This window comes from Rothia sp. HMSC066G07, from assembly GCF_001814485.1.
Lineage (GTDB): Bacteria > Actinomycetota > Actinomycetes > Actinomycetales > Micrococcaceae > Rothia.
The window spans coordinates 68,172-90,122 of record NZ_KV816922.1 but is presented as its reverse complement, the minus strand read 5'-3'; the positions used below and the strand labels follow the sequence as shown (position 1 = coordinate 90,122).

At 57.2% G+C, this 21,951-nt stretch carries 28 protein-coding genes; all 28 read left to right on the top strand.

What is annotated here, in order from left to right; all coding sequences use genetic code 11:
- Positions 1–5: 5 nt before the first annotated feature.
- The 28 genes from rpsS (at position 6) to truA (ending at position 21,733) form a co-directional block, all read left to right on the top strand.
- Positions 6–287 (top strand): 30S ribosomal protein S19, encoded by a 282-nt coding sequence (gene rpsS, locus HMPREF2971_RS01985; RefSeq protein ID WP_004005282.1) that lies wholly within the window; start codon positions 6–8, stop codon positions 285–287.
- A gap of 60 nt (positions 288–347) precedes the next feature.
- Positions 348–713 carry a 50S ribosomal protein L22 gene (gene rplV / locus HMPREF2971_RS01980; RefSeq protein ID WP_005504964.1) on the top strand — a complete coding sequence of 122 codons (366 nt, stop codon included), beginning with the start codon at positions 348–350 and terminating at the stop codon, positions 711–713.
- Positions 714–1,511: a 30S ribosomal protein S3 gene (gene rpsC, locus HMPREF2971_RS01975; protein WP_005504966.1), complete on the top strand. Its 798-nt coding sequence runs from the start codon at positions 714–716 to the stop codon at positions 1,509–1,511.
- On the top strand, positions 1,512–1,931 hold the full coding sequence (gene rplP / locus HMPREF2971_RS01970) for a 50S ribosomal protein L16 (protein WP_005504968.1): 420 nt from the start codon (positions 1,512–1,514) through the stop codon (positions 1,929–1,931).
- A gap of 5 nt (positions 1,932–1,936) precedes the next feature.
- The gene (gene rpmC / locus HMPREF2971_RS01965; protein WP_005504969.1) at positions 1,937–2,176 is read left to right on the top strand and encodes a 50S ribosomal protein L29; all 240 of its coding nucleotides are present in this window, start codon (positions 1,937–1,939) and stop codon (positions 2,174–2,176) included.
- Positions 2,173–2,445, top strand: a complete 273-nt coding sequence (gene rpsQ, locus HMPREF2971_RS01960; protein ID WP_012903053.1) for a 30S ribosomal protein S17 — start codon at positions 2,173–2,175, stop codon at positions 2,443–2,445. The genes rpmC and rpsQ overlap by 4 nt, the downstream gene beginning before the upstream one ends.
- Positions 2,446–2,934: 489 nt before the next feature.
- Positions 2,935–5,652 carry an LPXTG cell wall anchor domain-containing protein gene (locus tag HMPREF2971_RS01955; RefSeq protein WP_070690928.1) on the top strand — a complete coding sequence of 906 codons (2,718 nt, stop codon included), beginning with the start codon at positions 2,935–2,937 and terminating at the stop codon, positions 5,650–5,652.
- Between the two features lie 1,364 nt (positions 5,653–7,016).
- Positions 7,017–7,793 (top strand): YncE family protein, encoded by a 777-nt coding sequence (locus HMPREF2971_RS01950; protein WP_239669209.1) that lies wholly within the window; start codon positions 7,017–7,019, stop codon positions 7,791–7,793.
- 681 nt (positions 7,794–8,474) lie between these two features.
- On the top strand, positions 8,475–8,846 hold the full coding sequence (rplN, locus tag HMPREF2971_RS01945) for a 50S ribosomal protein L14 (RefSeq protein ID WP_005504986.1): 372 nt from the start codon (positions 8,475–8,477) through the stop codon (positions 8,844–8,846).
- A gap of 3 nt (positions 8,847–8,849) precedes the next feature.
- Positions 8,850–9,185 (top strand): 50S ribosomal protein L24, encoded by a 336-nt coding sequence (gene rplX, locus HMPREF2971_RS01940; RefSeq protein ID WP_005504988.1) that lies wholly within the window; start codon positions 8,850–8,852, stop codon positions 9,183–9,185.
- Positions 9,185–9,745, top strand: a complete 561-nt coding sequence (rplE, locus tag HMPREF2971_RS01935; RefSeq protein WP_005505001.1) for a 50S ribosomal protein L5 — start codon at positions 9,185–9,187, stop codon at positions 9,743–9,745. The genes rplX and rplE overlap by 1 nt, the downstream gene beginning before the upstream one ends.
- 73 nt (positions 9,746–9,818) lie before the next feature.
- Entirely contained in the window at positions 9,819–10,217 is a 399-nt protein-coding gene (gene rpsH, locus HMPREF2971_RS01930; protein WP_005505003.1) for a 30S ribosomal protein S8, read from the top strand.
- Between the two features lie 27 nt (positions 10,218–10,244).
- Positions 10,245–10,781, top strand: a complete 537-nt coding sequence (gene rplF, locus HMPREF2971_RS01925; RefSeq protein ID WP_005505004.1) for a 50S ribosomal protein L6 — start codon at positions 10,245–10,247, stop codon at positions 10,779–10,781.
- 2 nt (positions 10,782–10,783) lie between these two features.
- Positions 10,784–11,143, top strand: coding sequence for a 50S ribosomal protein L18 (gene rplR, locus HMPREF2971_RS01920; RefSeq protein WP_005505006.1), 360 nt, complete (start codon positions 10,784–10,786; stop codon positions 11,141–11,143).
- A 29-nt stretch (positions 11,144–11,172) separates the two neighbouring features.
- Complete coding sequence (rpsE, locus tag HMPREF2971_RS01915; protein ID WP_171840195.1) at positions 11,173–11,817, top strand: 30S ribosomal protein S5; 645 nt, start codon at positions 11,173–11,175, stop codon at positions 11,815–11,817.
- Positions 11,818–11,819: 2 nt separating this feature from the next.
- A complete protein-coding gene (gene rpmD, locus HMPREF2971_RS01910) occupies positions 11,820–12,026 on the top strand; it encodes a 50S ribosomal protein L30 (protein WP_004005265.1) in 207 nt (68 codons plus the stop codon).
- Between the two features lie 2 nt (positions 12,027–12,028).
- Positions 12,029–12,475 (top strand): 50S ribosomal protein L15, encoded by a 447-nt coding sequence (rplO, locus tag HMPREF2971_RS01905; RefSeq protein WP_005505008.1) that lies wholly within the window; start codon positions 12,029–12,031, stop codon positions 12,473–12,475.
- A 280-nt stretch (positions 12,476–12,755) separates the two neighbouring features.
- Positions 12,756–14,063 carry a preprotein translocase subunit SecY gene (gene secY / locus HMPREF2971_RS01900; RefSeq protein ID WP_012903060.1) on the top strand — a complete coding sequence of 436 codons (1,308 nt, stop codon included), beginning with the start codon at positions 12,756–12,758 and terminating at the stop codon, positions 14,061–14,063.
- Complete coding sequence (locus HMPREF2971_RS01895; RefSeq protein WP_005505015.1) at positions 14,060–14,623, top strand: adenylate kinase; 564 nt, start codon at positions 14,060–14,062, stop codon at positions 14,621–14,623. Before secY ends, HMPREF2971_RS01895 begins: the two co-directional genes overlap by 4 nt.
- Positions 14,624–14,742: 119 nt before the next feature.
- A complete protein-coding gene (map, locus tag HMPREF2971_RS01890; RefSeq protein ID WP_049341779.1) occupies positions 14,743–15,582 on the top strand; it encodes a type I methionyl aminopeptidase in 840 nt (279 codons plus the stop codon).
- 124 nt (positions 15,583–15,706) lie between these two features.
- Positions 15,707–16,921 (top strand): dual-specificity RNA methyltransferase RlmN, encoded by a 1,215-nt coding sequence (gene rlmN, locus HMPREF2971_RS01885; RefSeq protein WP_044150213.1) that lies wholly within the window; start codon positions 15,707–15,709, stop codon positions 16,919–16,921.
- A 286-nt stretch (positions 16,922–17,207) separates the two neighbouring features.
- The gene (infA, locus tag HMPREF2971_RS01880; protein WP_005505018.1) at positions 17,208–17,429 is read left to right on the top strand and encodes a translation initiation factor IF-1; all 222 of its coding nucleotides are present in this window, start codon (positions 17,208–17,210) and stop codon (positions 17,427–17,429) included.
- Between the two features lie 124 nt (positions 17,430–17,553).
- Positions 17,554–17,667, top strand: coding sequence for a 50S ribosomal protein L36 (gene rpmJ / locus HMPREF2971_RS01875; RefSeq protein ID WP_004005257.1), 114 nt, complete (start codon positions 17,554–17,556; stop codon positions 17,665–17,667).
- A 180-nt stretch (positions 17,668–17,847) separates the two neighbouring features.
- Positions 17,848–18,216 (top strand): 30S ribosomal protein S13, encoded by a 369-nt coding sequence (rpsM, locus tag HMPREF2971_RS01870; protein ID WP_005505026.1) that lies wholly within the window; start codon positions 17,848–17,850, stop codon positions 18,214–18,216.
- A gap of 68 nt (positions 18,217–18,284) precedes the next feature.
- Positions 18,285–18,692 (top strand): 30S ribosomal protein S11, encoded by a 408-nt coding sequence (gene rpsK, locus HMPREF2971_RS01865; protein ID WP_005505028.1) that lies wholly within the window; start codon positions 18,285–18,287, stop codon positions 18,690–18,692.
- A 138-nt stretch (positions 18,693–18,830) separates the two neighbouring features.
- Positions 18,831–19,823: a DNA-directed RNA polymerase subunit alpha gene (locus HMPREF2971_RS01860; RefSeq protein WP_070690925.1), complete on the top strand. Its 993-nt coding sequence runs from the start codon at positions 18,831–18,833 to the stop codon at positions 19,821–19,823.
- Between the two features lie 105 nt (positions 19,824–19,928).
- A complete protein-coding gene (gene rplQ / locus HMPREF2971_RS01855; RefSeq protein WP_012903064.1) occupies positions 19,929–20,582 on the top strand; it encodes a 50S ribosomal protein L17 in 654 nt (217 codons plus the stop codon).
- 173 nt (positions 20,583–20,755) lie between these two features.
- A complete protein-coding gene (truA, locus tag HMPREF2971_RS01850) occupies positions 20,756–21,733 on the top strand; it encodes a tRNA pseudouridine(38-40) synthase TruA (RefSeq protein ID WP_070690922.1) in 978 nt (325 codons plus the stop codon).
- Positions 21,734–21,951 lie beyond the last annotated feature (218 nt).

Below are 21,951 nucleotides of genomic sequence, written 5' to 3'. Positions count from 1 at the left end.
GAAACATGCCTCGTAGTTTGAAGAAGGGCCCTTTCGTTGATCAGCACCTCTACCTGAAGGTTGCAGCTCAGAACGAGAAGGGCACCAAGAACGTAATCAAGACTTGGTCGCGTCGCTCGATGATTATCCCCGACATGCTCGGTCACACCATCGCAGTGTACGACGGTCGCAAGCACGTGCCGGTGTTCATCACCGAGTCGATGGTTGGTCACAAGCTCGGTGAGTTTGCTCCGACCCGCACTTTCCGCAGCCACGTGAAGGACGACCGTAAGGGTAAGCGTCGCTAATCGGTTCATACCGATAAGCTAACGTTTCCCTTTCGGCAATAGACGAAAGAGAGATAGGCAATGGAAGCCAAGGCATCAGCGCGTTTCGTTCGCGTTACGCCTATGAAGGCCCGCCGTGTCGTCAACCTGATCCGTGGTAAGCAGGCGGAAGAGGCTCTGGCGATTCTGAAGTTCGCCCCCCAGGCAGCTTCGGAACCGGTATACAAGATCGTTGCTTCGGCAGTAGCTAACGCTCGTCAGAAGGCAACCCAGCAGGGTCTGCCCTTCCGCGAGGAAGAGCTGTTCATCAGCGAAGCATTCGTGAACGAGGGCCCGACCATGAAGCGCATTCAGCCCCGCGCTCAGGGTCGCGCATACCGAATCAACAAGCGCACCAGCCACATCACCGTGGTAGTTGCTACCCCGGAGAAGGAGGAGGACCGCTAAATGGGTCAGAAAATTCACCCGAACGGTTTCCGACTGGGCATCACCACTGACCACGTCTCCAAGTGGTTCGCTGATTCCAACAAGCCCGGCGAGCGTTACGCTGACTTCGTCCGCGAGGACGTAAAGATCCGCGAGCTGCTGGCAAAGAACCTGGATCGCGCAGGCGTTGCAAAGGTCGAGATTGAGCGTACCCGTGACCGCGTGCGTGTGGACATCCACACCGCTCGTCCCGGTATCGTGATTGGCCGCCGTGGCGCAGAAGCAGACCGCATCCGCGGCGAGCTCGAGAAGCTCACCAACAAGCAGATTCAGCTGAACATCCTCGAGGTTGCTAACCCCGACCTCTCCGCTCAGCTGGTTGCACAGAGCATCGCAGAGCAGCTCGCATCGCGTGTTGCATTCCGACGTGCAATGAAGAAGGCAATCCAGTCCGCACAGCGTGCAGGCGCAAAGGGTATCCGTATCCAGTGCTCCGGCCGTCTGGGTGGCGCTGAAATGTCCCGTTCCGAGTTCTACCGCGAAGGCCGTGTGCCCCTGCACACCCTGCGTGCGAACATCGACTACGGCTTCTTCGAGGCTAAGACCACCTTCGGTCGCATCGGCGTGAAGGTCTGGATCTACAAGGGCGACCTGACCGACAAGGAGCTGGCAGCTCAGCAGGCAGCAAACAACCGCCGTGGCAACCGCCGCGATGGTGACCGCCGCCGCCAGGGCAACCGTGGTCCTCGTCGCGAGCGCCGCAACGAGAACGCTTCGGCAAAGGTCGAGGCCAAGACTGCAGAGAACGGTGAGGCATAAATGCTTATTCCCCGTCGAGTAAAGTACCGCAAGCAGCACCACCCCAAGCGTAGTGGTCTCGCAAAGGGCGGCACCGAGGTTAGCTTCGGTGAGTGGGGCATTCAGGCCCTGTCGCCCGCATACGTGACCAACCGCCAGATTGAGGCTGCACGTATCGCAATGACCCGTCACATCAAGCGTGGCGGTAAGGTCTGGATCAACATTTATCCCGACCGTCCGCTGACCAAGAAGCCTGCTGAAACCCGTATGGGTTCCGGTAAGGGTTCGCCCGAGTGGTGGGTCGCAAATGTCAAGCCGGGTCGAGTCATGTTTGAACTCTCCGGTGTGTCCGAAGAAGTGGCTCGCGAGGCAATGCGCCTGGCAATCCACAAGCTCCCGATGAAGGCACGTGTTGTGCGTCGCCGCGAAGGTGGTGAATAAGCGAGATGGCAGTAGGATCCAAGGACCTGAGCATCGATAAGCTCGCAGAGCTCTCCAACGAAGAGCTGGCTGCAAAGCTGAGCGAAGCGAAGAAGGAACTCTTCAACATCCGCTTCCAGGAAGTCACCGGTCAGGCTAACGCAGGTCGTCGCCGCACTATCAAGCGCGACATCGCACGTATCTACACCGTGCTGCGTGAGCGCGAGCTCGGTATTCGTCCCGCAACTGAAGGTGAGTCCAAGTGAGTGAAGTAAAGAACGAAGAGCGCGGCTACCGCAAGACCCGCCGCGGCTACGTTGTCTCCGACAAGATGGACAAGACCGTTGTCGTCGAGGTCGAGGACCACGTGAAGCACGCACTGTACGGCAAGGTCGTTCGCCGTAGCTCCAAGATCAAGGCACACGACGAGCAGAACACTGCTGGTATCGGTGACCTCGTTCTGATTGCAGAGACCCGTCCGCTGTCCGCTTCCAAGCGCTGGCGTATCGTGGAGATCATCGAGAAGGCTAAGTAAGCCCTCTAATGACTCTCTGCTAGAGCAATAAAAGGAGCCCTCTCCTACTTAGGTAGGAGAGGGCTCCTTTGCGTTTAACCTTTATTCGGGAGAACTCAGCGGGAAGTTCTGTGAGCTACAGAATCAACGATAGAAGTCATGAAATGCCGAATAAATATTTGTCATAAAACTTTTGAAGATGTCATACAGAAAAGTGGTTACTTTTACCGGACAACGCTATCAAAGAGCCACGTAGCTTGAGCTGGAGGAAGAAATCCCCTTGTGGAGCGTGTATGCGGGGCTTTAGGGAGGATAGCGACGGTGGCTAAAAGAGTCGTGAGAAGCGTGGGCGCTGATAATAGCTGCTTGAAAATAACCTAACGAGGCACTTATTATCAACTTTATAGTTGCTTAGTCTAGCCTTGCTTCATCCATAGGGGCTTAGCTACGCATCTTCCGGAGGTTGCACGACCTTTGGAGAAGTACCACTACACATCATCGAGGATCAGCATGACTTCTTCACCCAAGCCCTCACGTAAGCTGCTCGCCATTGCTGGCGCACTTTCCGTTGTCGCAGGTTCTTTCGCTGCGGTTCCCGCTACCTTTGCGGCAAACGTCTCCGCTTCCGTCCCCGGAGGAAACTCCCAGACCTCTGCTGAGGAATGCCGCCACATTGCAGTGAGCGCTACCCAGTACCAGGGCCTGCCCGGCCAGTACCAGCTGGCATACTCGGCAGCAACCTCCTCCCTCTACACCTCATTCCCCTCCGGCCGCCCGCCGGTACTGACCGGTGGTGTCGGCACCTGGAACGTTGGATCCACCCCGAGCCTCTCCACTGTCTACCAGTTCCCGACCACCGACTTCACCGCACGTGGCGCTACCGCACCGACCGGTAAGCAGATTGAATCTCCCTACGGTATTGCCTACGACGAAGCAACCGGATACGTATGGGTGACCCAGACCCGCGTCAACAAGGTATCTGTCTTCGATCCCGCGACCAACAAGATTATCTGGAGCAGCGCAGAAGGCGAGGTCAACCACCCGCGCGAGGTACGCATCGATCCCTCCAGCGGCAAGGTCTTTGTATCTGGCTCCGGCGGCATTAGCGTCTTCGACACCACCCAGCACGCCCTGGTCAAGAAGATTGAATTCACCGACGCCAAGGGCGAATCTGACATCGCAATGAACATGCACGTGGACTCCGCTGATGGCAAGCTCTACGTACCCTCCTTGAGTGCCGGCACCGTGAAGGTAATCGACACCAAGAGCTACGAGGTTGAGAAGACTATTCAGCTGCACAAGGACAATGCTGAAGCCGACCTGAACGCCTCTGACGTCACCATCGACAAGTCTCTGAAGGAAATCTACGTCAGCTCCCAGGGTGACCGTAAGGGCACTAACTCTGGTATCACCGTCTACGACCTGGAAACCGGCGCCTACAAGAAGACCATTCCTTTCGGCTCTCAGGCTCTCGCCCTTGCCTCCGACGAAGCCCGTGACCTGCTGTACGTGACCGATTACGGTACCGGCAACGTCGGCGTTGTTGACGCACGCACCGGCACCGTTGTGTCTCAGGTGTCCACCGGCGCAACTAGCGGTGCGAATGATGTTCTGGTCACTGCAGACGGTAGCGTATACGCTGTAGCACGTAGCGTCGAAGGCGCTTCCGCTATCGAAACCGACTACACCATCGATAAGACCACCGGTGAATACCGCACCTCTAGCACCGAGCCTAAGGGCAAGGACAACGCAGATTCCCCGATTACCCCCGGCGTCATGGTGAAGATCAACACCACCGTTGAAACTGCCGCGAAGCCGGCAGTGCAGACTGCTTCTGAAGAGCTGGTGAAGACCTATGCCGACGGCGCTAAGCTCTACGCAGTGAAGGACTGGACCACCGGTGAAACCCTGAAGCTGCGTGGTGAAGGTTTCAAGACTCAGGACGGTTCGAAGGGCTCCGTACTCGCCGTTAAGCTGAACAAGGGTCGTATCTCCGCGAAGGAAGAGCCGAAGTTCAACGGCGTTGAGGGCAACAGCGCAGGTGTTTGGGCGTACATCCAGGCAGATGAAAACGGTAACTTCACCGCTGAACTGCCGTACCCGACCACCGAGAACTCCAACCTGACGGAAAATCTGAAGAGTGGCGATAAGGTATCGGTCTTCCTGCTCTCCGGCTCCATTGTTGAAGGTGACACTCCTCGCGGTGGTGAAGCGCTCTCCGCAACTGTTGCAGAGAAGAAGGCAGACACCGCTGAGACCTGCGCACCGGCAGAAACCACCCAGGTCGCTGCTACTCCTTCTGGCGTGACTACCACTTACCCTGCCGGCACTAAGCTGAGCCTGCCGGATAGCGAACAGTCCACTCCGGCTCCGAGCGAGTCTGCTAAGCCTGAGCCGACTACTCCGGCTCCGAGCGAGTCTGCTAAGCCCGAGCCGAGCACCCCGGCACCCTCCGAAAGCGCAAATTCCAATGAGGTTGTGCACGAGTACAAGGACGGCGCTAAGGTCTACTTCCCCAAGACTTGGGACGGCCAGAAGCTGACCTTCCGCGGTGAAGGCTTCAAGACTCTGGACGGTAAGGGCTCCGTTATCGCCGTCAAGCTGAACAAGGGCGCTATTTCTGCGAAGGTAGAGCCTAAGCTCGCAGGCGTTGAAGGCAATAGCGCAGGCATCTGGGCATACATCAAGGCGGACGAAAACGGTAACTTCACCGCAACCATCGACCGCCCCACCGTGGCAAACTCTAACCTGACTGAAGAACTGAAGACCGGCGATAGCGTTGCTATCTACCTGCTCTCCGGTTCCCTGACCGAGAACGATAACGTGCGCGGTGGTGTGGCTGCAGAATACACCTTCAGCGTTGACAACCAGGCACCTGCACCGAAGGCATCCGAATCGGCTAATGCACCTGTAACTAACCCCTCTGAGGCGCCTTCCGCACCGGCAGACTCCAAGGAACAGGTAAAGGAAAACGCTAAGGATCAGTCCAAGGCTCCCGCGGATTCTTTGAAGTCTGATGCTCAGAAGAAGGACAGCACTGCACCGAAGACCTCCGGCTCTTCGTCGCAGAACGTCACCTCTTCCAACAACGGCTCCACCGCTTCGAGCTCCTCGAAGTCTTCGCTGGCTAACACCGGTGCTTCGGGCGTCGTCGTTGCTGCAGGAATCGGCGTTCTTGCCCTGGTCGTTGGCGCAACCGTGCTGGTAGCACGTCGCCGCAAGGCATAGCCCGTACCCCACGGCAGCCCACGATACTACCGCTTGGCGGTAGCGAAAGAGGTAGAGCGGGATCTGCTAGATATTCAAGAACCCGCTTGACTCTCTGAAACTGCCGATAGGCGCTGAAAGGGGCGGTACCCATCGAACCGATGGGTACCGCCCCTATCATTTTGCCTATACGTCTGTATTCGAGCGGAAGGCCTAGACCAGGATCAGAAGTAGTAGCGGGGGAGAGCGGAAGAGAAGCGGAGGAAGGGTGAAGCGCACCCTCTGCGCTCGCCCGCCCTTATTTGACGAGTTAACAGCCTGAAGAATGAAGTGCGGGATTCTAACGCCTCAAATACGAAGAAAACCCGCACCGAAGTGCGGGTTTAGTGTCAAAGCGAGGTTCGGTCCCTAGACAAACGGATTAGCGAGGAAAAAGGGACCCAAGAAATCTGTCCGATAAGGACCGAACCTCTTGTTTGACGCATGCGTCTCTTCTATTATGGTACATCTCGCTGATTTTCGCACCTTGAATCGCGATTTTTGCTAAAAAACTTGATTTTTGAAAAAACAACCCTTAATTTCTAAATTTTTAAGCAGATTTTTTCAGAACGCTGTTTTGAGGGGGTCAGAGGTGAAGAAATATTACAAAATCTATGGCTCTGGTCGACTCGATATAAGTCTTTTAGTTCTAGAAGATGCCGATAGTTCTAGATATATGTCTTTTATGCTAATTATGTTTATATTGTAAAGCTTTCATGGGGTAAATTTGCCCCGCTCAGAGCCGGAGGGGAGAACAGCTCCGGATGCCAATATAGGACCTCTTGAGGATGAATTTCGTAGTGCATGGACTGCACTAGAAAAGCCTCAAAATGGTGGGCAAAGCGTAAGATATACAGCAGAAAGCTCCGGATGCTAAGCCCGCAAAATATAAGGTGAGCTAGCCTCCAAACTACACAACTCTGGAGATACTTATGGTTCCCCCTGTCGCAGGAGAAGAGCAGAAGAACGTGCCGGATGCTAAGCGTTTTTCCGTGGATCGTTCCGCGGGACTTGCTGGCCAGTATCAAGTGGCATACAACCCTGAAGAGAACGTTCTTTTTGTAAGTGGAAGCTATAACCACACAAAGACCCACGGCACTCTCTGCGCCACAATTGCTCGCATAAACGCGGATACCCTGCAGATTGAGCAGACGGCTACTCTGCCCGTTATCCCGGAAAATAACCCCGAACTAGCAAACCTCTTCCAGGTTCAAGCTGCCTATGGGTTAGCCGCAGACAATGAACGGGGGCTTCTCTGGACCGGAGGAACCCGCACAAACTCGGTTACCGCATACTCCCAAAAGGACCTATCGCGCGTATGGGATTCTCTCGTTCTAGAAGTAGAGATGCTGACTCCGCGTGAGCTATACGTCGCACCCAACGGTGCCGTACTCGTTACCGGAATGGGCGGCTACCAGGTGATTTCTGCACCCACCGCAGAGGGGGAACGTAGGGTTAGCCCCCTTCAAGGGGAAGGCCCTGCCATGCTACTAGGACCCGTAGCGGACGAAAGCCGTAGCCTCCTGTACATCCCGAATATTATGCGAGATGAAATCTGGGTTGTGGATATGAATACCTGGGAGCTTGCACGCAAGCTGCCCGTAATTGGCGGGGAAGACGCCAATACTCCAGTCGGTGTTCACGGTGTGGAGATTGATTCGACGCGCGGTGAACTATATGTCTCTGCGCAAGGGCGCGAGGGTAAGAATGGCGGTCTGTATGTTCTGAGCTTTGAGGGTGAGCACCTCGCTTATCTTCCGTTCGGAAAGATGCCCACCGATATCTTGCTCGATGCAGAACGTCACCTGCTCTATGTTGCTGATTTCGGTGGCAAGGGGGAGGCGGCAGTTGCTGGTGGCGGAACTGTTACCGTCATTAATACGCTCAATCGAGCCATTATTGACACCGTGCAGGTGGCTCCCACCCGCATTAACCACCAGGTCCTGTTGAAGGACGGGAGTGTTATTGCTGTCGATAAAGCAGGAGACTACCCCGCAGCTGAGGTTCCCTACGTGCTGGATGCAAACTCTGGCGAATACTACGAGGCTGCAGAAGAGACTCGACCGGGAGAACCTCCTCGCCCTATCGTTCGTGACGGTATCGCGAAAGTATATATGCCCTAGCTGATGAGTGAAGAGCGACTGAGAGCAGCTGATATATCAACGTAGTGCGTGCCGCGCTCTAGCCGCGCTCTAGCACTGTGCGTATGTCTGAGAGGTGGGGAGTAGGACCGGGGTGGTCTCTTGCCAGTACTGCGGCAAGTCTGTCGTGGAGGGACATTAAAGCGTAGTAAAATATTAATATCTATCTTCTTTGTTTGACACATTGTTTGATAGATTTCTCGAGGCCCCTTCAGTTTCTTATGCGTCAGGAACTACACGAAGGGGCCTCCTGCTTTAAGTGTCAAATAAGGGGCCTTCTCAATCGATGGTGATGTGGGGTATGGGGTTTTTGCTCTCTAAGCCCGGCTATCCCCAGAGATAGGGTGGAAGAGACTGAAATCATAGTCGGCAAACTCTTGCGCTACATACCTGCTTCCTGTACAGTGTTAAGACTGTGTGGCTGTATCCAAATAGCCGCACAACCACGGGCTTCTCGTGCCAGTGCATAATGCCGCTATTTACGGGTGGGATACGCCCGCTTCACGCGGGTCCAAATGCTTCTGGCATGGGTTTGCCCCAGGCGTTTCCGCTAACCCCTTCCATAGAGTTGGGGCCCGGGGCGTCAACCAATCCCGTAAAAATGTTCCGCAAGGCTGGCTCGCGCCTAAAGCGAGTCGGAACCGGCGAGACGACAGGAGAAATATGATTCAGCAGGAGTCGCGACTGAAGGTCGCCGACAACACTGGTGCGAAGGAAATCCTGACCATCCGTGTTCTCGGTGGTTCCTCGCGTCGCTACGCAGGCATTGGCGACATCATTGTCGCAACCGTCAAGGATGCAATCCCCGGCGGTACCGTAAAGAAGGGTGACGTTGTCAAGGCAGTCGTCGTCCGCACCAAGAAGGAAACCCGTCGTCCCGACGGCTCCTACATCAAGTTCGACGAGAACTCCGCAGTGATCCTGAAGAACACTGATGGTGATCCCCGTGGTACCCGTATCTTCGGCCCCGTGGGTCGTGAGCTTCGCGACAAGAAGTTCATGAAGATCGTTTCGCTGGCTCCGGAGGTGCTCTAATTCATGGCTAAGATCAAGTCCGGCGACCTGGTTCAGGTTATTTCCGGTGCAGATAAGGGCAAGCAGGGCAAGGTTCTGAAGGTTCTCCCCAAGGAAAACCGCGTGATTGTTGAGGGCGTCAAGGTCGTCACCAAGCACACCAAGGCTAACCCCCTGACCGGCGCAGCAGGCGGCATTCAGAAGGTTGAGGCACCGATCCACGTTTCTAACGTTGCGATTGTTGACCCCGAGACCAAGAAGCCGACCCGTGTTGGTTTCCGCCTCGAGACTGTAGAGCGTGACGGCAAGGAGCGCACCGTTCGCGTGCGCGTTGCTAAGCGTTCGGGTAAGGACATCTAATGACCGAAACCAAGATCACCCCCCGCTTCAAGACCAAGTACGCTGAGGTCGTCGTTCCCGCTCTGCAGGAAGAGTTCAAGTACGAGAACGTCATGCAGACCCCGAAGATCGTTAAGGTCGTCGTAAACATGGGTGTTGGCGAGGCAGCTCGCGACGCAAAGCTCATGGACGGCGCAATCCGCGATCTCACCGCAATCACCGGTCAGAAGCCGATTGTTACCCGCGCTAAGAAGTCCATCGCACAGTTCAAGCTGCGCGAAGGTATGCCCATCGGCGCACACGTCACCCTGCGTGGCGACCGCATGTGGGAATTCCTGGACCGCCTCGTCACCCTGGCACTGCCCCGAATCCGCGACTTCCGCGGCCTCTCGGACCGCCAGTTCGACGGTAATGGTAACTACACCTTCGGTCTGACCGAGCAGTCCATGTTCCACGAAATCGATCAGGACTCGATCGACCGCGTGCGTGGTATGGACATCACCGTGGTGACCTCCGCGAAGACCGACGAAGAAGGCCGTGCAATCTTGAAGGCACTGGGCTTCCCGTTCAAGACCAACTAACGACTACGTTGTAGGTCCAGACCCCGTTACCGCGGGGTAGGGAAACCACAACGAGGAAGGGCTAAAGCCCACAATGACTATGACTGATCCGGTCGCAGATATGCTGACCCGTTTGCGTAACGCAAACTCCGCATACCACGACACCGTATCCATGCCCTACTCCAAGCTGAAGGCTCGCATTGCTGAGATCCTGAAGGCTGAGGGCTACATCGCCGACGTGAAGGTTGAGGATGCAAAGGTCGGCAAGACCCTGACCCTCGTCCTCAAGTACGGTCCGTCCCGCGAGCGTTCCATCGCTGGCGTGCGTCGTATTTCCAAGCCGGGCCTGCGTACCTACGCAAAGTCCACCAACCTGCCCCAGGTTCTGGGTGGCCTCGGCATCGCAATCCTGTCCACCTCTTCGGGTCTGCTCACTGACAAGCAGGCTGCGAAGAAGGGCGTGGGCGGCGAAGTCATCGCTTACATCTGGTAGTCGGTTAGAAGAGAAAGGAAGAGAATAATGTCACGTATTGGACGTCTCCCCATCTCGGTTCCCGCCGGCGTTGAGGTTAAGGTCGATGGCAACCTGGTTACCGTTAAGGGCCCGAAGGGCGAGCTCTCCCACAAGGTAGCTTCCCCCATCACCGTGGCTCTGAACGAAAACGAGATCGTTGTATCTCGTCCGAACGACGAGCGCCTGTCTCGCTCGCTGCACGGTCTGACTCGTACCCTGATTCAGAACCTGATTATCGGCGTTACCTCCGGCTACGAAAAGAAGCTGGAAATCGTTGGTACCGGTTACCGTGTGACCCCGAAGGGTAACGACCTGGAGTTCGCTCTGGGCTACTCCCACCCGATCAACATCACCGCTCCCGAGGGTATTACCTTCGCAGTGGAGGGTGCTAACAAGCTGACCGTGTCGGGTATCGACAAGCAGCTCGTTGGTCAGGTTGCAGCAAACATTCGTGGTCTGCGTAAGCCCGATCCCTACAAGGGTAAGGGTGTTCGCTACGCAGGTGAGCACATCCGCCGCAAGGTCGGAAAGGCTGGTAAGTAAACATGGCTATCAAGTCGAAGGCAGCGCAGCGTGCACGTCGTCACGCTCGCATCCGCAAGTACGTTTCGGGTACCGCTGCGCGTCCGCGCCTGTGCGTCACCCGTTCGACCCGTCACATGTTCGTTCAGGTTATCGACGATGTCAAGGGCGTAACCCTGGCATCCGCTTCCACCATGGAAGCAGAGCTGCGTGCAGCTGACCTGGACAAGACCGCTAAGGCAAAGCGCGTTGGTGAGCTCGTAGCAGAGCGCGCCAAGGCAGCTGGTGTTGAGGCAGTCGTGTTCGACCGCGGTGGTAACAAGTACCACGGCCGTGTTGCAGCCGTTGCTGACGGTGCACGCGAGGGAGGTCTTGCACTCTAATGAGCGAGCAGAACGTAAAGGAAACTCAGGTGAGCGAAGCAGTAGTAGCTGAAACCGCTGAGACCTCCAACCAGCGCGAGGAGCGCCGCAACAACCGCGGCGAGCGTCGTGGCCGTGGTGAGCGCCGTAACAACCGCGCTCGCGAGGAGGAGAAGGACAAGTACATCGAGCGCGTTGTGACCATCAACCGCGTTTCCAAGGTCGTCAAGGGTGGTCGTCGCTTCAGCTTCACCGCACTGGTCGTCGTTGGTGACGGTAACGGCCTGGTCGGCGTTGGCTACGGTAAGGCTAAGGAAGTTCCCGCAGCAATCTCCAAGGGTGTCGAGGAAGCAAAGAAGAACTTCTTCCGCGTTCCCCGCATCGAAGGCCGCACCATCCCGCACCGTGTGCAGGGTGAGGCAGCTGCAGGCGTTGTGATGCTCCGCCCGGCAACCGCTGGTACCGGTGTTATCGCAGGTGGCCCCGTGCGTGCAGTACTCGAGTGCGCAGGCATTCACGACGTGCTGTCCAAGTCGCTCGGTTCCTCCAACCAGATCAACATCGTTCACGCAACTGTTGCAGCACTCAAGGAGCTCGAGGAGCCCCTGGCAGTGGCAGCCCGCCGTGGCCTGCCCACCGATGAGGTTATCCCCAGCTACCTGCGCAACACCAAGTCTGAAAAGGCAGGTGCGTAGTAATGGCCAAGCGTATTCAGCCCAGCGACGCAAAGCTGGAAATCACCCAGGTCAAGTCCTATGTTGGTCAGAAGCAGAACATGCGCGACACCCTGCGTTCCCTGGGCCTCAAGCGCCCCGGCAACAAGGTAGTCCGCACTGCTGACCCCGTCACCGTTGGCATGGTTAACACCGTTGCTCACCTGGTGAAGGTTGAGGAGGTCAAGTAAAGATGGCAGAAGCTATCAAGATTCACGATCTGCGCCCGGCACCGGGTGCCCACAAGGCAAAGACCCGCGTTGGCCGCGGTGAAGGCTCCAAGGGTAAGACCGCAGGTCGCGGTACCAAGGGTACCAAGGCACGTTACCAGGTTCGTGCAGGCTTCGAAGGCGGCCAGCTGCCGCTGCACATGCGCCTGCCGAAGCTGCGCGGCTTCAAGAACCCCTTCCGCACCGAGTACCAGGTTGTTAACCTGGACCGCATCCAGGAACTGTTCCCCAACGGTGGCGACGTCACCGTCGAGGCACTGGTTGCTAAGGGTGCCGTTCGCAAGAACGAGCTCGTGAAGGTTCTGGGCAACGGCGAAATCTCCGTCAAGGTGAACGTTGTTGTTGACAAGGCATCGGCTTCCGCTATTGAGAAGATCGAGGCCGCTGGCGGTTCTGTAACCGTTAAGTAGTCTTCAAGACGAGAAAGCCCCCGTCCGTACACTGTACGGCGGGGGCTTTTTGCTGCTCGGAAAGACTCACAACGGGATATATTCCTGTATTCGTATATTTGAACGCTTGGTGTGCGCCACATTTGGCGTTCAAAAATCACGCTAAGAGAATATAAAAGCTACATAATCTGCTAGGGAGTTATCGTTACCCGCTCCAAACACGATAGACTGGAAGATGTGTTTACTGCGCCCTAAAACTCTTTGAGAGGGATGGGCGCCCCATAGACTTACAGGAGGACATGTGCTGAGCGCATTCGGGCGAGTCGTCAAGACCGCCGATTTGCGGCGTAAGCTGCTGTTTACCCTGGCAATGATTGTGCTGTACCGCGTGGGCACTTTCATCCCCGCGCCAGGCGTTTCCTACGGAAATGTACAGCAGTGTCTGAACGCCAATGTTACAAGCGGTGGCGTCTACGATATCGTCAACCTCTTCAGTGGTGGCGCACTGCTGCAGCTTTCGATCTTTGCCCTCGGCGTGATGCCGTACATTACCGCGTCCATTATCATCCAGCTGCTACGCGTGGTCATCCCGCGATTCCAGGAGCTGCACGATGAGGGCGCGCAGGGTCAGGCAAAGCTCACCCAGTACACCCGCTACCTGACCATCGCTCTTGCTCTGCTGAATGCAACCACCATCGTCTCGATGGCACGCTCTGGCGTTCTGCTGGGTAACTGCCCGGGCATCATCCCCCAGGACGACGTACTGCACATCCTGCTGATTATCGTCACCCTGTGTGCAGGTACCACCGTCATCATGTGGATGGGTGAGCAGATTACCGAGCGTGGCGTCGGCAACGGTATGTCCCTGCTGATCTTCACCTCCATCGCTTCCTCCTTCCCGAGCGCTCTGGGCTCCATCCAGCGCACCCACGGTTGGGGTATCTTCGCGGCTGTCTGCGGTATTGGCCTGCTGGTCATGCTTGCCGTGGTCTACGTGGAACAGTCCGTTCGCCGTATCCCCGTGCAGTATGCAAAGCGCATGATTGGTCGACGCACCATTGGCGGCACCAGCACCTACATCCCGCTGAAGGTCAACATGGCCGGCGTGATCCCGCTGATCTTCGCGTCCTCCCTGCTGACCCTGCCCGGCCTGATTGCCCAGTTCAACACCCCCACCGACGGCTCCACCCCGCCGGACTGGGTCAACTGGATTAACGCATACCTGGTGCGCGGCGATCACCCGCTGTACATTGCTCTCTACTTCTTCATGATTATTGGCTTCGCGTACTTCTACGTGGCGGTCACCTTCGACCCGGTAGAAGTAGCGGACAATATGAAGAAGTACGGTGGCTTCATTCCCGGCATCCGTGCGGGTAAGCCCACCGCGCGTTACCTCAGCTACGTACTCAACCGAATTACGTTGCCTGGCGCACTTTACCTGGGTGTAATTTCCATGATTCCCCTGGTAGCGCTTATCCTATTCAACGCAAACCAGAATTTCCCGTTCGGCGGCGCCTCGCTGCTGATCGTGGTGGGTGTTGGTCTTGATACTCTCAAGCAGATCAACGCTCAGCTCCAACAACGAAACTACGAAGGACTGCTCCGATGAACCGTCTGCTCATCGTCGGCCCTCCCGGTGCAGGTAAGGGCACCCAGGCCGTCAAGATCGCTGAAGCGCTGAAGATTCCCGCGATTTCCACCGGTGATATCTTCCGTAAGAACATCAAGGAAGAGACCGAGCTGGGCAAGGAAGCGAAGTCGTACATCGACTCCGGCAACCTGGTTCCCGACTCTGTCACCAACAACATGGTGCGCGCACGTCTGGAGGAAAGCGACGTCGTCAACGGCTTCCTGCTCGACGGCTACCCCCGCAACACCTCCCAGGTGCACGAGCTAGACTCCATCCTCGAAGCCAAGGGTGAGAAGATCGATCGAGTTCTCCTGCTGGTTGCAGACAACGACGAACTCGTTGAGCGTCTGCTCAACCGCGCAGCAGAGCAGGGTCGTACCGATGACAACGAAGAGGTCATTCGTCACCGCCTGAAGGTCTACGAAGAAGAGACCGCACCGCTGATCGCAATCTACCGCGAACGCGGCATCGTCAAGGAAGTTAACGGCCTCGGCGAGATTGCTGAAGTCACCGAGCGCATCCTCGACGCTCTGAAGTAATCTTCTGCTGTACCCCCGCAATTTGAGGTGCATGATGCATCACAAAGACTTGCGGGGGTACAGTGCTGTCTGTAGAGTTCTAAGCTTGGGCGCACCGCCCCTATACCTAAGGAGCCAGAATGGCACGAGTCGAAATTAAAACCAATGCACAGCTTCAGCAGATGGCTCGTGCAGGAGTCATCACCAGCCGCGCGCTCGATGCGGCAGTGGCGGCAGCTCGCCCCGGCGCAACCACCGCAGAGGTGAACGCCGCTTTTGAACGCACCATGCTGGAACTGGGTGGCACCTCCAACTTCTACGGCTACTACGACTACCCGGCAACCGTATGCACCTCCGTCAACCATGAGGTCGTTCACGGCATCCCCGGCGACTACGTGCTCAAGGACGGCGACATCCTTTCTATCGACGGTGGCGCATACGTTATCGACCCCGCAACCAACCGCCAGTGGCACGGCGACTCGGCACGTACTGTGCTGGTCGGTGACAATGTGAGCGAAGCACGCGCAGAGCTCTCCGCCGTCACTCGCGAGGCAATGTGGCACGGCATCGCCGCTCTGGCAACCGCAAAGAAGGTCGGCGAAATCGGCCTTGCCATCGAAGCATATGTGACCGAAGAATACGGCGATAAGTACGGCATTATTGAAGACTACGTGGGCCACGGCATCGGTTCCCAGATGCATATGGCACCGGACGTACTGAACTACGCAGTGCGTGACATGGGGCCGAAGATCAAGCCCGGCATGGCTTTCGCTATTGAGCCGATGCTTGTGACTGGTTCCATCGAGACCAAGGTGCTCTCCGACGACTGGACCGTTGTAACCGTTGACGGCTCCGATGCCTGCCAGTGGGAGCACTCCGTTGCTGTGCATAGCGAAGGTATCTGGGTCCTGACTGCAGAAGACGGTGGTGCAAGCGAACTTGCTCGCTTTGGCGTAACCCCGGTTCCGATCCCCGCCTAAGTCCCACCACTAGGGGAGGGGTATCCACCTTTAGCTGCCCCACCTCCACCCGAAGAAACCGGCGAATCCGGTCCGGTGCGTGATAGCGCATCCGAAAGCATCCACATCACAAGGAAGAAGCTCCATGAGCGAAACTCTCAATAGCGGCGAGGCAACCGCACCCGCTGCGACCAAGGTGCCGGTTGAAATCTCGAACGTTCGCCCCGCACCCGGCCAGATTGCCCTGAAAGCACCGCGCCGTGCGAAGCCGCCCAAGCATATCGCTGACTTCGACATGGCTGGCCGCCGTGAATTTCTGAAGGAACTTGGCTACCAGTCGTTCCGTGCATCCCAGCTGTCCAAGCACTATTTTGAGCGTCTGGTCACTGACCCCGCTGAGATGACTGACCTGCCGGCTAAGGACCGCGAGCAGATGGTTGCACAGGCGATGCCTCAGCTTCTGACCCCGGTCCGTACCCTCGAGGCTGACGGTGGCGACACCCTGAAGGTTGTGCACCGCCTCTTTGATGGTGCGCTCATTGAGTCTGTCATCATGCGTTATGACAACCGCGTGACCATGTGCATCTCTTCGCAGGCTGGCTGCGGTATGAACTGCCCCTTCTGTGCGACCGGTCAGCAGGGTTTGACTCGCAACCTGTCCACCGCGGAAATTGTGGAGCAGGTCGTTGCCGGTGCCCGCTACCTGAAGCAGATGAAGGGCCTGGAAGAAGCAGAAGGCGGTTCTGAGGATACTCGTCCGCTGCGTGTTTCCAATATTGTCTTCATGGGTATGGGCGAGGCGCTTGCTAACTACAAGGCAACCATGGGTGCTGTGCACCGCCTGATTGACCCTTCGCCCGAGGGCCTCGGTATTTCTGCTCGCGGTCTGACCATGTCGACCGTGGGCCTGGTGCCGGGTATTCGTAAGTTTGAGCTGGAGAAGCTGCCCATTACTTTGGCGCTGTCTCTGCACGCTCCGGATGATGAGCTGCGTGATGAGCTGATCCCGATTAACCAGCGCTGGAAGGTCGACGAGACTCTGGACGCTGCGTACGACTACTACCGTACGACCGGCCGCCGCGTCTCCATTGAGTACGCGCTGATTCGCGATATTAACGATCAGGGCTGGCGTGCGGATCTGCTCGGTAAGAAGCTGGCGCAGCGCGGCCGTGGTTGGGTGCACGTGAACCCGATTCCGCTGAACCCGACCCCGGGTTCGAAGTGGACGGCATCCCGTAAGGGCGTTGAGCAGAACTTTGTGGAGCGTCTGCGTGCCCACGGTATTCCGACGACTATTCGTGATACTCGAGGCTCAGATATTGATGGTGCATGCGGTCAGCTTGCCGCTAAGGAAGACTAAGTAGCTGAGCTTTGACCGATAAGCGGTGCCCCTTTCCTGCGGATGGAAATCCTCAAGGCTTTCTGGAGCGTGGGGGAGGGGCTTCTTCCTTTTAAACCTTAAGTGCCTGATGTCATAAAAATCACGGTTGTTTTTCCAGGGTCTTTGCCGTAGAGTTAACAGTTGGTTGTTTGTGCCAGTGTTAAGTGCGCCTTAAAACGCCCCAGCACCTCACCGCGGTGAGCTCACAAACAGAAGATACATTTGCCCGCCGCACCTGCGACGGGCACCGACGTTAGCGGAGGATATGGCTAAGAAAGACGGCGTCATCGAGATTGAAGGCTCTGTGGTTGAAGCTCTGCCCAACGCGATGTTCCGTGTTGAGCTGGATAACGGCCACAAGGTTCTCGCACACATCTCGGGCAAGATGCGTCAGCACTACATTCGCATCCTGCCTGAGGACCGAGTAGTAGTGGAACTGAGCCCCTACGACCTTTCCCGAGGTCGTATCGTCTACCGTTACAAGTAAACCCGAGATAAACGTCGCCTCTGGCGGCGTTTAAATCGTGTTCAAAGGGATAACGCAGTTCCCCAACGTAAGTGAGGGAACCTCTTATCTCGCCAGTAATCAAGTTGCAATCAAAAGGAATGCGATGAAGGTCAAGCCGAGCGTTAAGCCGATCTGCGATAAGTGCAAGGTGATCCGCCGTCACGGTGTGGTCATGGTGATCTGCGAAAACCCGCGCCACAAGCAGCGCCAGGGCTAATCCCTAGCAGCTGACTTCATAGCCGCCCTATAAGAGGGTGGAATTGTCATAGGCACCGCTCCGAAGCAACGCCCCAAGAGGCGCCTTCGGATACCTCCGGACTCAGAGGCCGGGGACCGAGCCAGAATAACTCGGGCAGTGATGCTATAGACCTCTGGAAAACAACAAGGAGAAGCCAGTATGGCACGTCTCGCTGGAGTTGATATTCCCCGCGAAAAGCGCGTGGAAGTTGCTCTCACTTACATCTACGGCGTGGGCAAGACCCGTGCACACGAAACCCTCGCTGCTACCGGCGTCAACCCTGACACCCGCGTCAAGGACCTGACCGACCAGGAGCTCGTGGCACTTCGTGACTTCATCGAAGGCAACTACAAGGTTGAAGGTGATCTTCGCCGCGAGGTTGCAGCTGACATCCGCCGTAAGGTTGAAATCGGTTCCTACCAGGGCCTGCGCCACCGCCGCGGCCTGCCGGTTCACGGTCAGCGCACCAAGACTAACGCACGTACCCGCAAGGGTCCGAAGCGTACCGTCGCAGGTAAGAAGAAGTAAGCAACGTTGCTCTGTTGGATATCTCTATCCGACCAACGTATTAGAAAACCTTTGTAGGAGAATCAAAAATGCCTCCCAAGACTCGCGCTGCGGCAGCTCGTAAGACCAACCGCCGCAAGGTTAGCAAGAACATCGTTGCTGGTCAGGCTCACATCAAGTCGACCTTCAACAACACCATCGTCTCCATCACCGATCCCACCGGTGCAGTGATCTCCTGGTCCTCCGCTGGCGACATGGGCTTCAAGGGCTCCCGTAAGTCCACCCCCTACGCCGCACAGCTGGCTGCTGAGGCTGCTGCAAACCGCGCCAAGGAGCACGGCGTCCGCAAGGTTGACGTGTTCGTCAAGGGCCCCGGTTCCGGTCGCGAAACCGCAATCCGCTCCCTGCAGGCTGCAGGCCTCGAGGTCGGTTCGATTCAGGACGTTACCCCCGTTGCACACAACGGTTGCCGTCCCCCGAAGCGCCGCCGCGTCTAATTAGGTCCCTGACCTAATCCCTCGACGGGTACGCTCCACGGAGCTGTACCCGGAGAGTACAGACACCCGTCTGCTTCCTAAGATATGTTTTCCCCAACCTGTGGGCTCATATAGCGGAGCTCACCGAAAGGAAACAAAGTGCTTATTGCACAGCGCCCCACTCTGACTGAAGAGGTCGTAGCGCCCAACCGCTCGCGCTTCACCATCGAGCCTCTGGAGCCCGGTTTCGGCTACACCATGGGTAACTCCCTCCGCCGTACTCTGCTGTCCTCCATCCCCGGCGCCGCTGTTACCAGCGTCCGCATTGATGGCGTACTGCACGAGTTCAGCACCGTTCCCGGCGTGACCGAGGACGTCACTGAGATCATCTTGAACATCAAGAAGCTCTCCATCTCTTCTGAGAACGACGAGCCTGTCGTGGCCTACCTGCGCAAGCAGGGCGAAGGTGAACTGACCGCAGGCGACATCGAGGTTCCCGCTGGCGTGGAGATCCACAACCCGGAACTGCACCTGGCAACCCTGAACGCCTCGGCAAACTTCAACGCTGAGCTGGTTATCGAGCGCGGTCGCGGCTACGTGACTGCAGCTCAGAACAAGGTCGGCGATGGCGAGATTGGCCGTATCCCGGTTGACTCCATCTACTCCCCGGTTCTGAAGGTTACCTTCAGCGTGAACGCGACCCGTGTTGAGCAGCGCACCGACTTCGACAGCCTGACCCTGGACGTCGAAACCAAGGAAGCCATCGCACCGCGTGACGCTGTTGCTTCTGCAGGCAGCACCCTGGTCGAGCTCTTCGGCCTGGCACGTGAGCTGAACATTGCAGCTGAGGGTATCGAAGTTGGCCCGTCGCCCGCCGACGAGTCCATGGCCGCTGATCTGGCACTGCCGATCGAGGACCTGAACATGTCCGTCCGCTCCTACAACTGCCTCAAGCGCGAGGGCATCCACACCGTGGGTGAGCTCGTGACCCGCAGTGAAGCTGACCTGATGGACATCCGTAACTTCGGTGCTAAGTCCATTGACGAGGTCAAGGCAAAGCTCACCGAGCTCGGCCTGTCTCTGAAGGACTCCCCTCCCGGTTTCGAGCCTGCTGCACGCCCGCTTGATGACGAAGACGGTTCCGGCGAATAATTTCGACCGAATAGTTCACCCGGTTCCACCGGGATCAGTCAAACTTGATTCCCTAAGAGGCTCCGCTGCTGGGGCGTTAGGGAACGCAACTATGGAGATTTAACTATGCCTACTCCCACTAAGGGTCCCCGCCTCGGCGGTTCCCCGACCCACGAGCGCCACATGCTCAACAACCTGTCGGCGCAGCTGTTCCAGCACAAGCGCATCACCACCACCCTGACCAAGGCAAAGCGCCTGCGTCCGGTGGCAGAGCGCTTCATCACCTTCGGTAAGAAGGGCGACCTGGCTGCTCGCCGTCGCGTGCTGCGTTCCATCACCGACAAGTCCGTCGTGCACGAGCTCTTCACCGTTATTGCTCCGGCAATGGCAGAGCGCCCCGGTGGTTACACCCGCATCATCAAGATCGGTAACCGCAAGGGTGACAACGCTCCCATGGCAGTCATCGAGCTCGTCATGGAGCCCGTTGCAACCCAGGGTGCAGTTGCTGAGGCAACCAAGGTTGCTGAGAAGGCAGCTGAGGCTCCCAAGGCTGAAGCAGCTGAGGGCCTGCCCGCAGGTTCCCACGCACCCCTGGAGTCCGGCGAGGCTCCCGAGGGCTTCGAGGTTAAGGGTAACGCCGATTCCATGAAGTACCACGTGCCCGGTTCCCGCTGGTACACCAGCACCAAGGCTGAAATCTGGTTCGACTCCGCTGAGTCGGCAGAGGCTGCAGGTTACGCCCCCGCAGGTGGCGCAGCAGCACAGAAGGTTTCCGAGTAATACGGATCTCAGCTGATTTAGGCTAAACCTAAAATATGTCAATCCGCCGTCCACTATTGTGGGCGGCGGATTGGTGTATCTGCATACTTAAGAGGACACGGTTCTTTGCGCATTCGCTATCCAAGAGCCGGCCCGTAGTCTTCAATCGTCCTTTACCGCTGAAAGGCACACCAATGCATAACGCTACTTCTTTAGAGAATTACGAAGAGCAGCCCTTCACCGCTACGCACCGCGTGCGAATTGATTGTGCTTACGACGGTTCTCTTTTCAGCGGGTGGGCAGCCCAGCCGAACCTGGTCACCGTGCAGGGAGTTATCGAGAACGCCCTCGAGCTGATTCTGCGGGCGCCTCACCGTGTGGTGGTTGCGGGTCGAACGGATGCGGGAGTCCACGCAGAAGCCCAAACCTTGCACTGCGATCTGAGTGATGAGGACTGGACTCGCCTGCAGGGGCGAACGGGGGAAGATGACCCGACGGCTGCCCTGGGGCGCCGCCTCACCGGGGCTCTGCAACGCTGCCTTTACGATGCGGAAGAACAACTCAACCTTCCGAAGAACGTTCGCGGCATTTTGCAGGGCGCTATTCAGATTCATCGCGTGAGCGAAGTGCCGTTCGATTTTGATGCGCGCTTCTCAGCTACCGGCCGCCGCTATGTTTACCGCATCGCAGATGGTGCAGCGGACGGTCTTAACCCCCTTCACCGTACCTACACCTGGGCGGTACCCGAGCACCTGGATTGTGCTGATCTGAACGAATCGGCACAGCAGCTACTCGGCCTGCGCGATTTCCTCTCCTTCTGCAAGCCGCGCGAAGGGGCGACTACGATTCGCGAACTGCGGGAACTCAGCTTTACCCGCACTGTTACCCGCACTGAAAACGGGCTGATTGAGGTGCGCGTGGTGGCTGACGCCTTCTGCCATCACATGGTGCGTTCGCTCGTGGGTGCGCTGGTGCTCTACGGTACGGGTAAGCGAGACGCCGCCTGGCTGCGTGAACGGATTGAGAACCCGGGACGCGAGGCTTCGCTGACTTTGGCACCTCCGCATGCGCTCGCCCTGGCTGAGATTTACTACCCTGCATCGGAGCTCTACGGTGTGCAGGCGGAGCGTGCTCGAGCAAAGCGCGAAGACCACGAGGCACAGAGTGCTTAACGCCCTGTGTATATTGAGCGCCGTCACACGCCGGAAGTGATGAGGGGCTCAACGGAGGAGCGCAATCGTCGAGGGTGAATTACACGGATGGAATTTAAAAATGTGTTTAAGACAAAAAAGCCCTATTTTTAAGGCTTTGGCGGTGGATTAAGCACTCGACGTCCTGTATAGTCTTGATATGTTGTGCGTGTTCTACCCGAGCGCGCTCTAAATCGCTG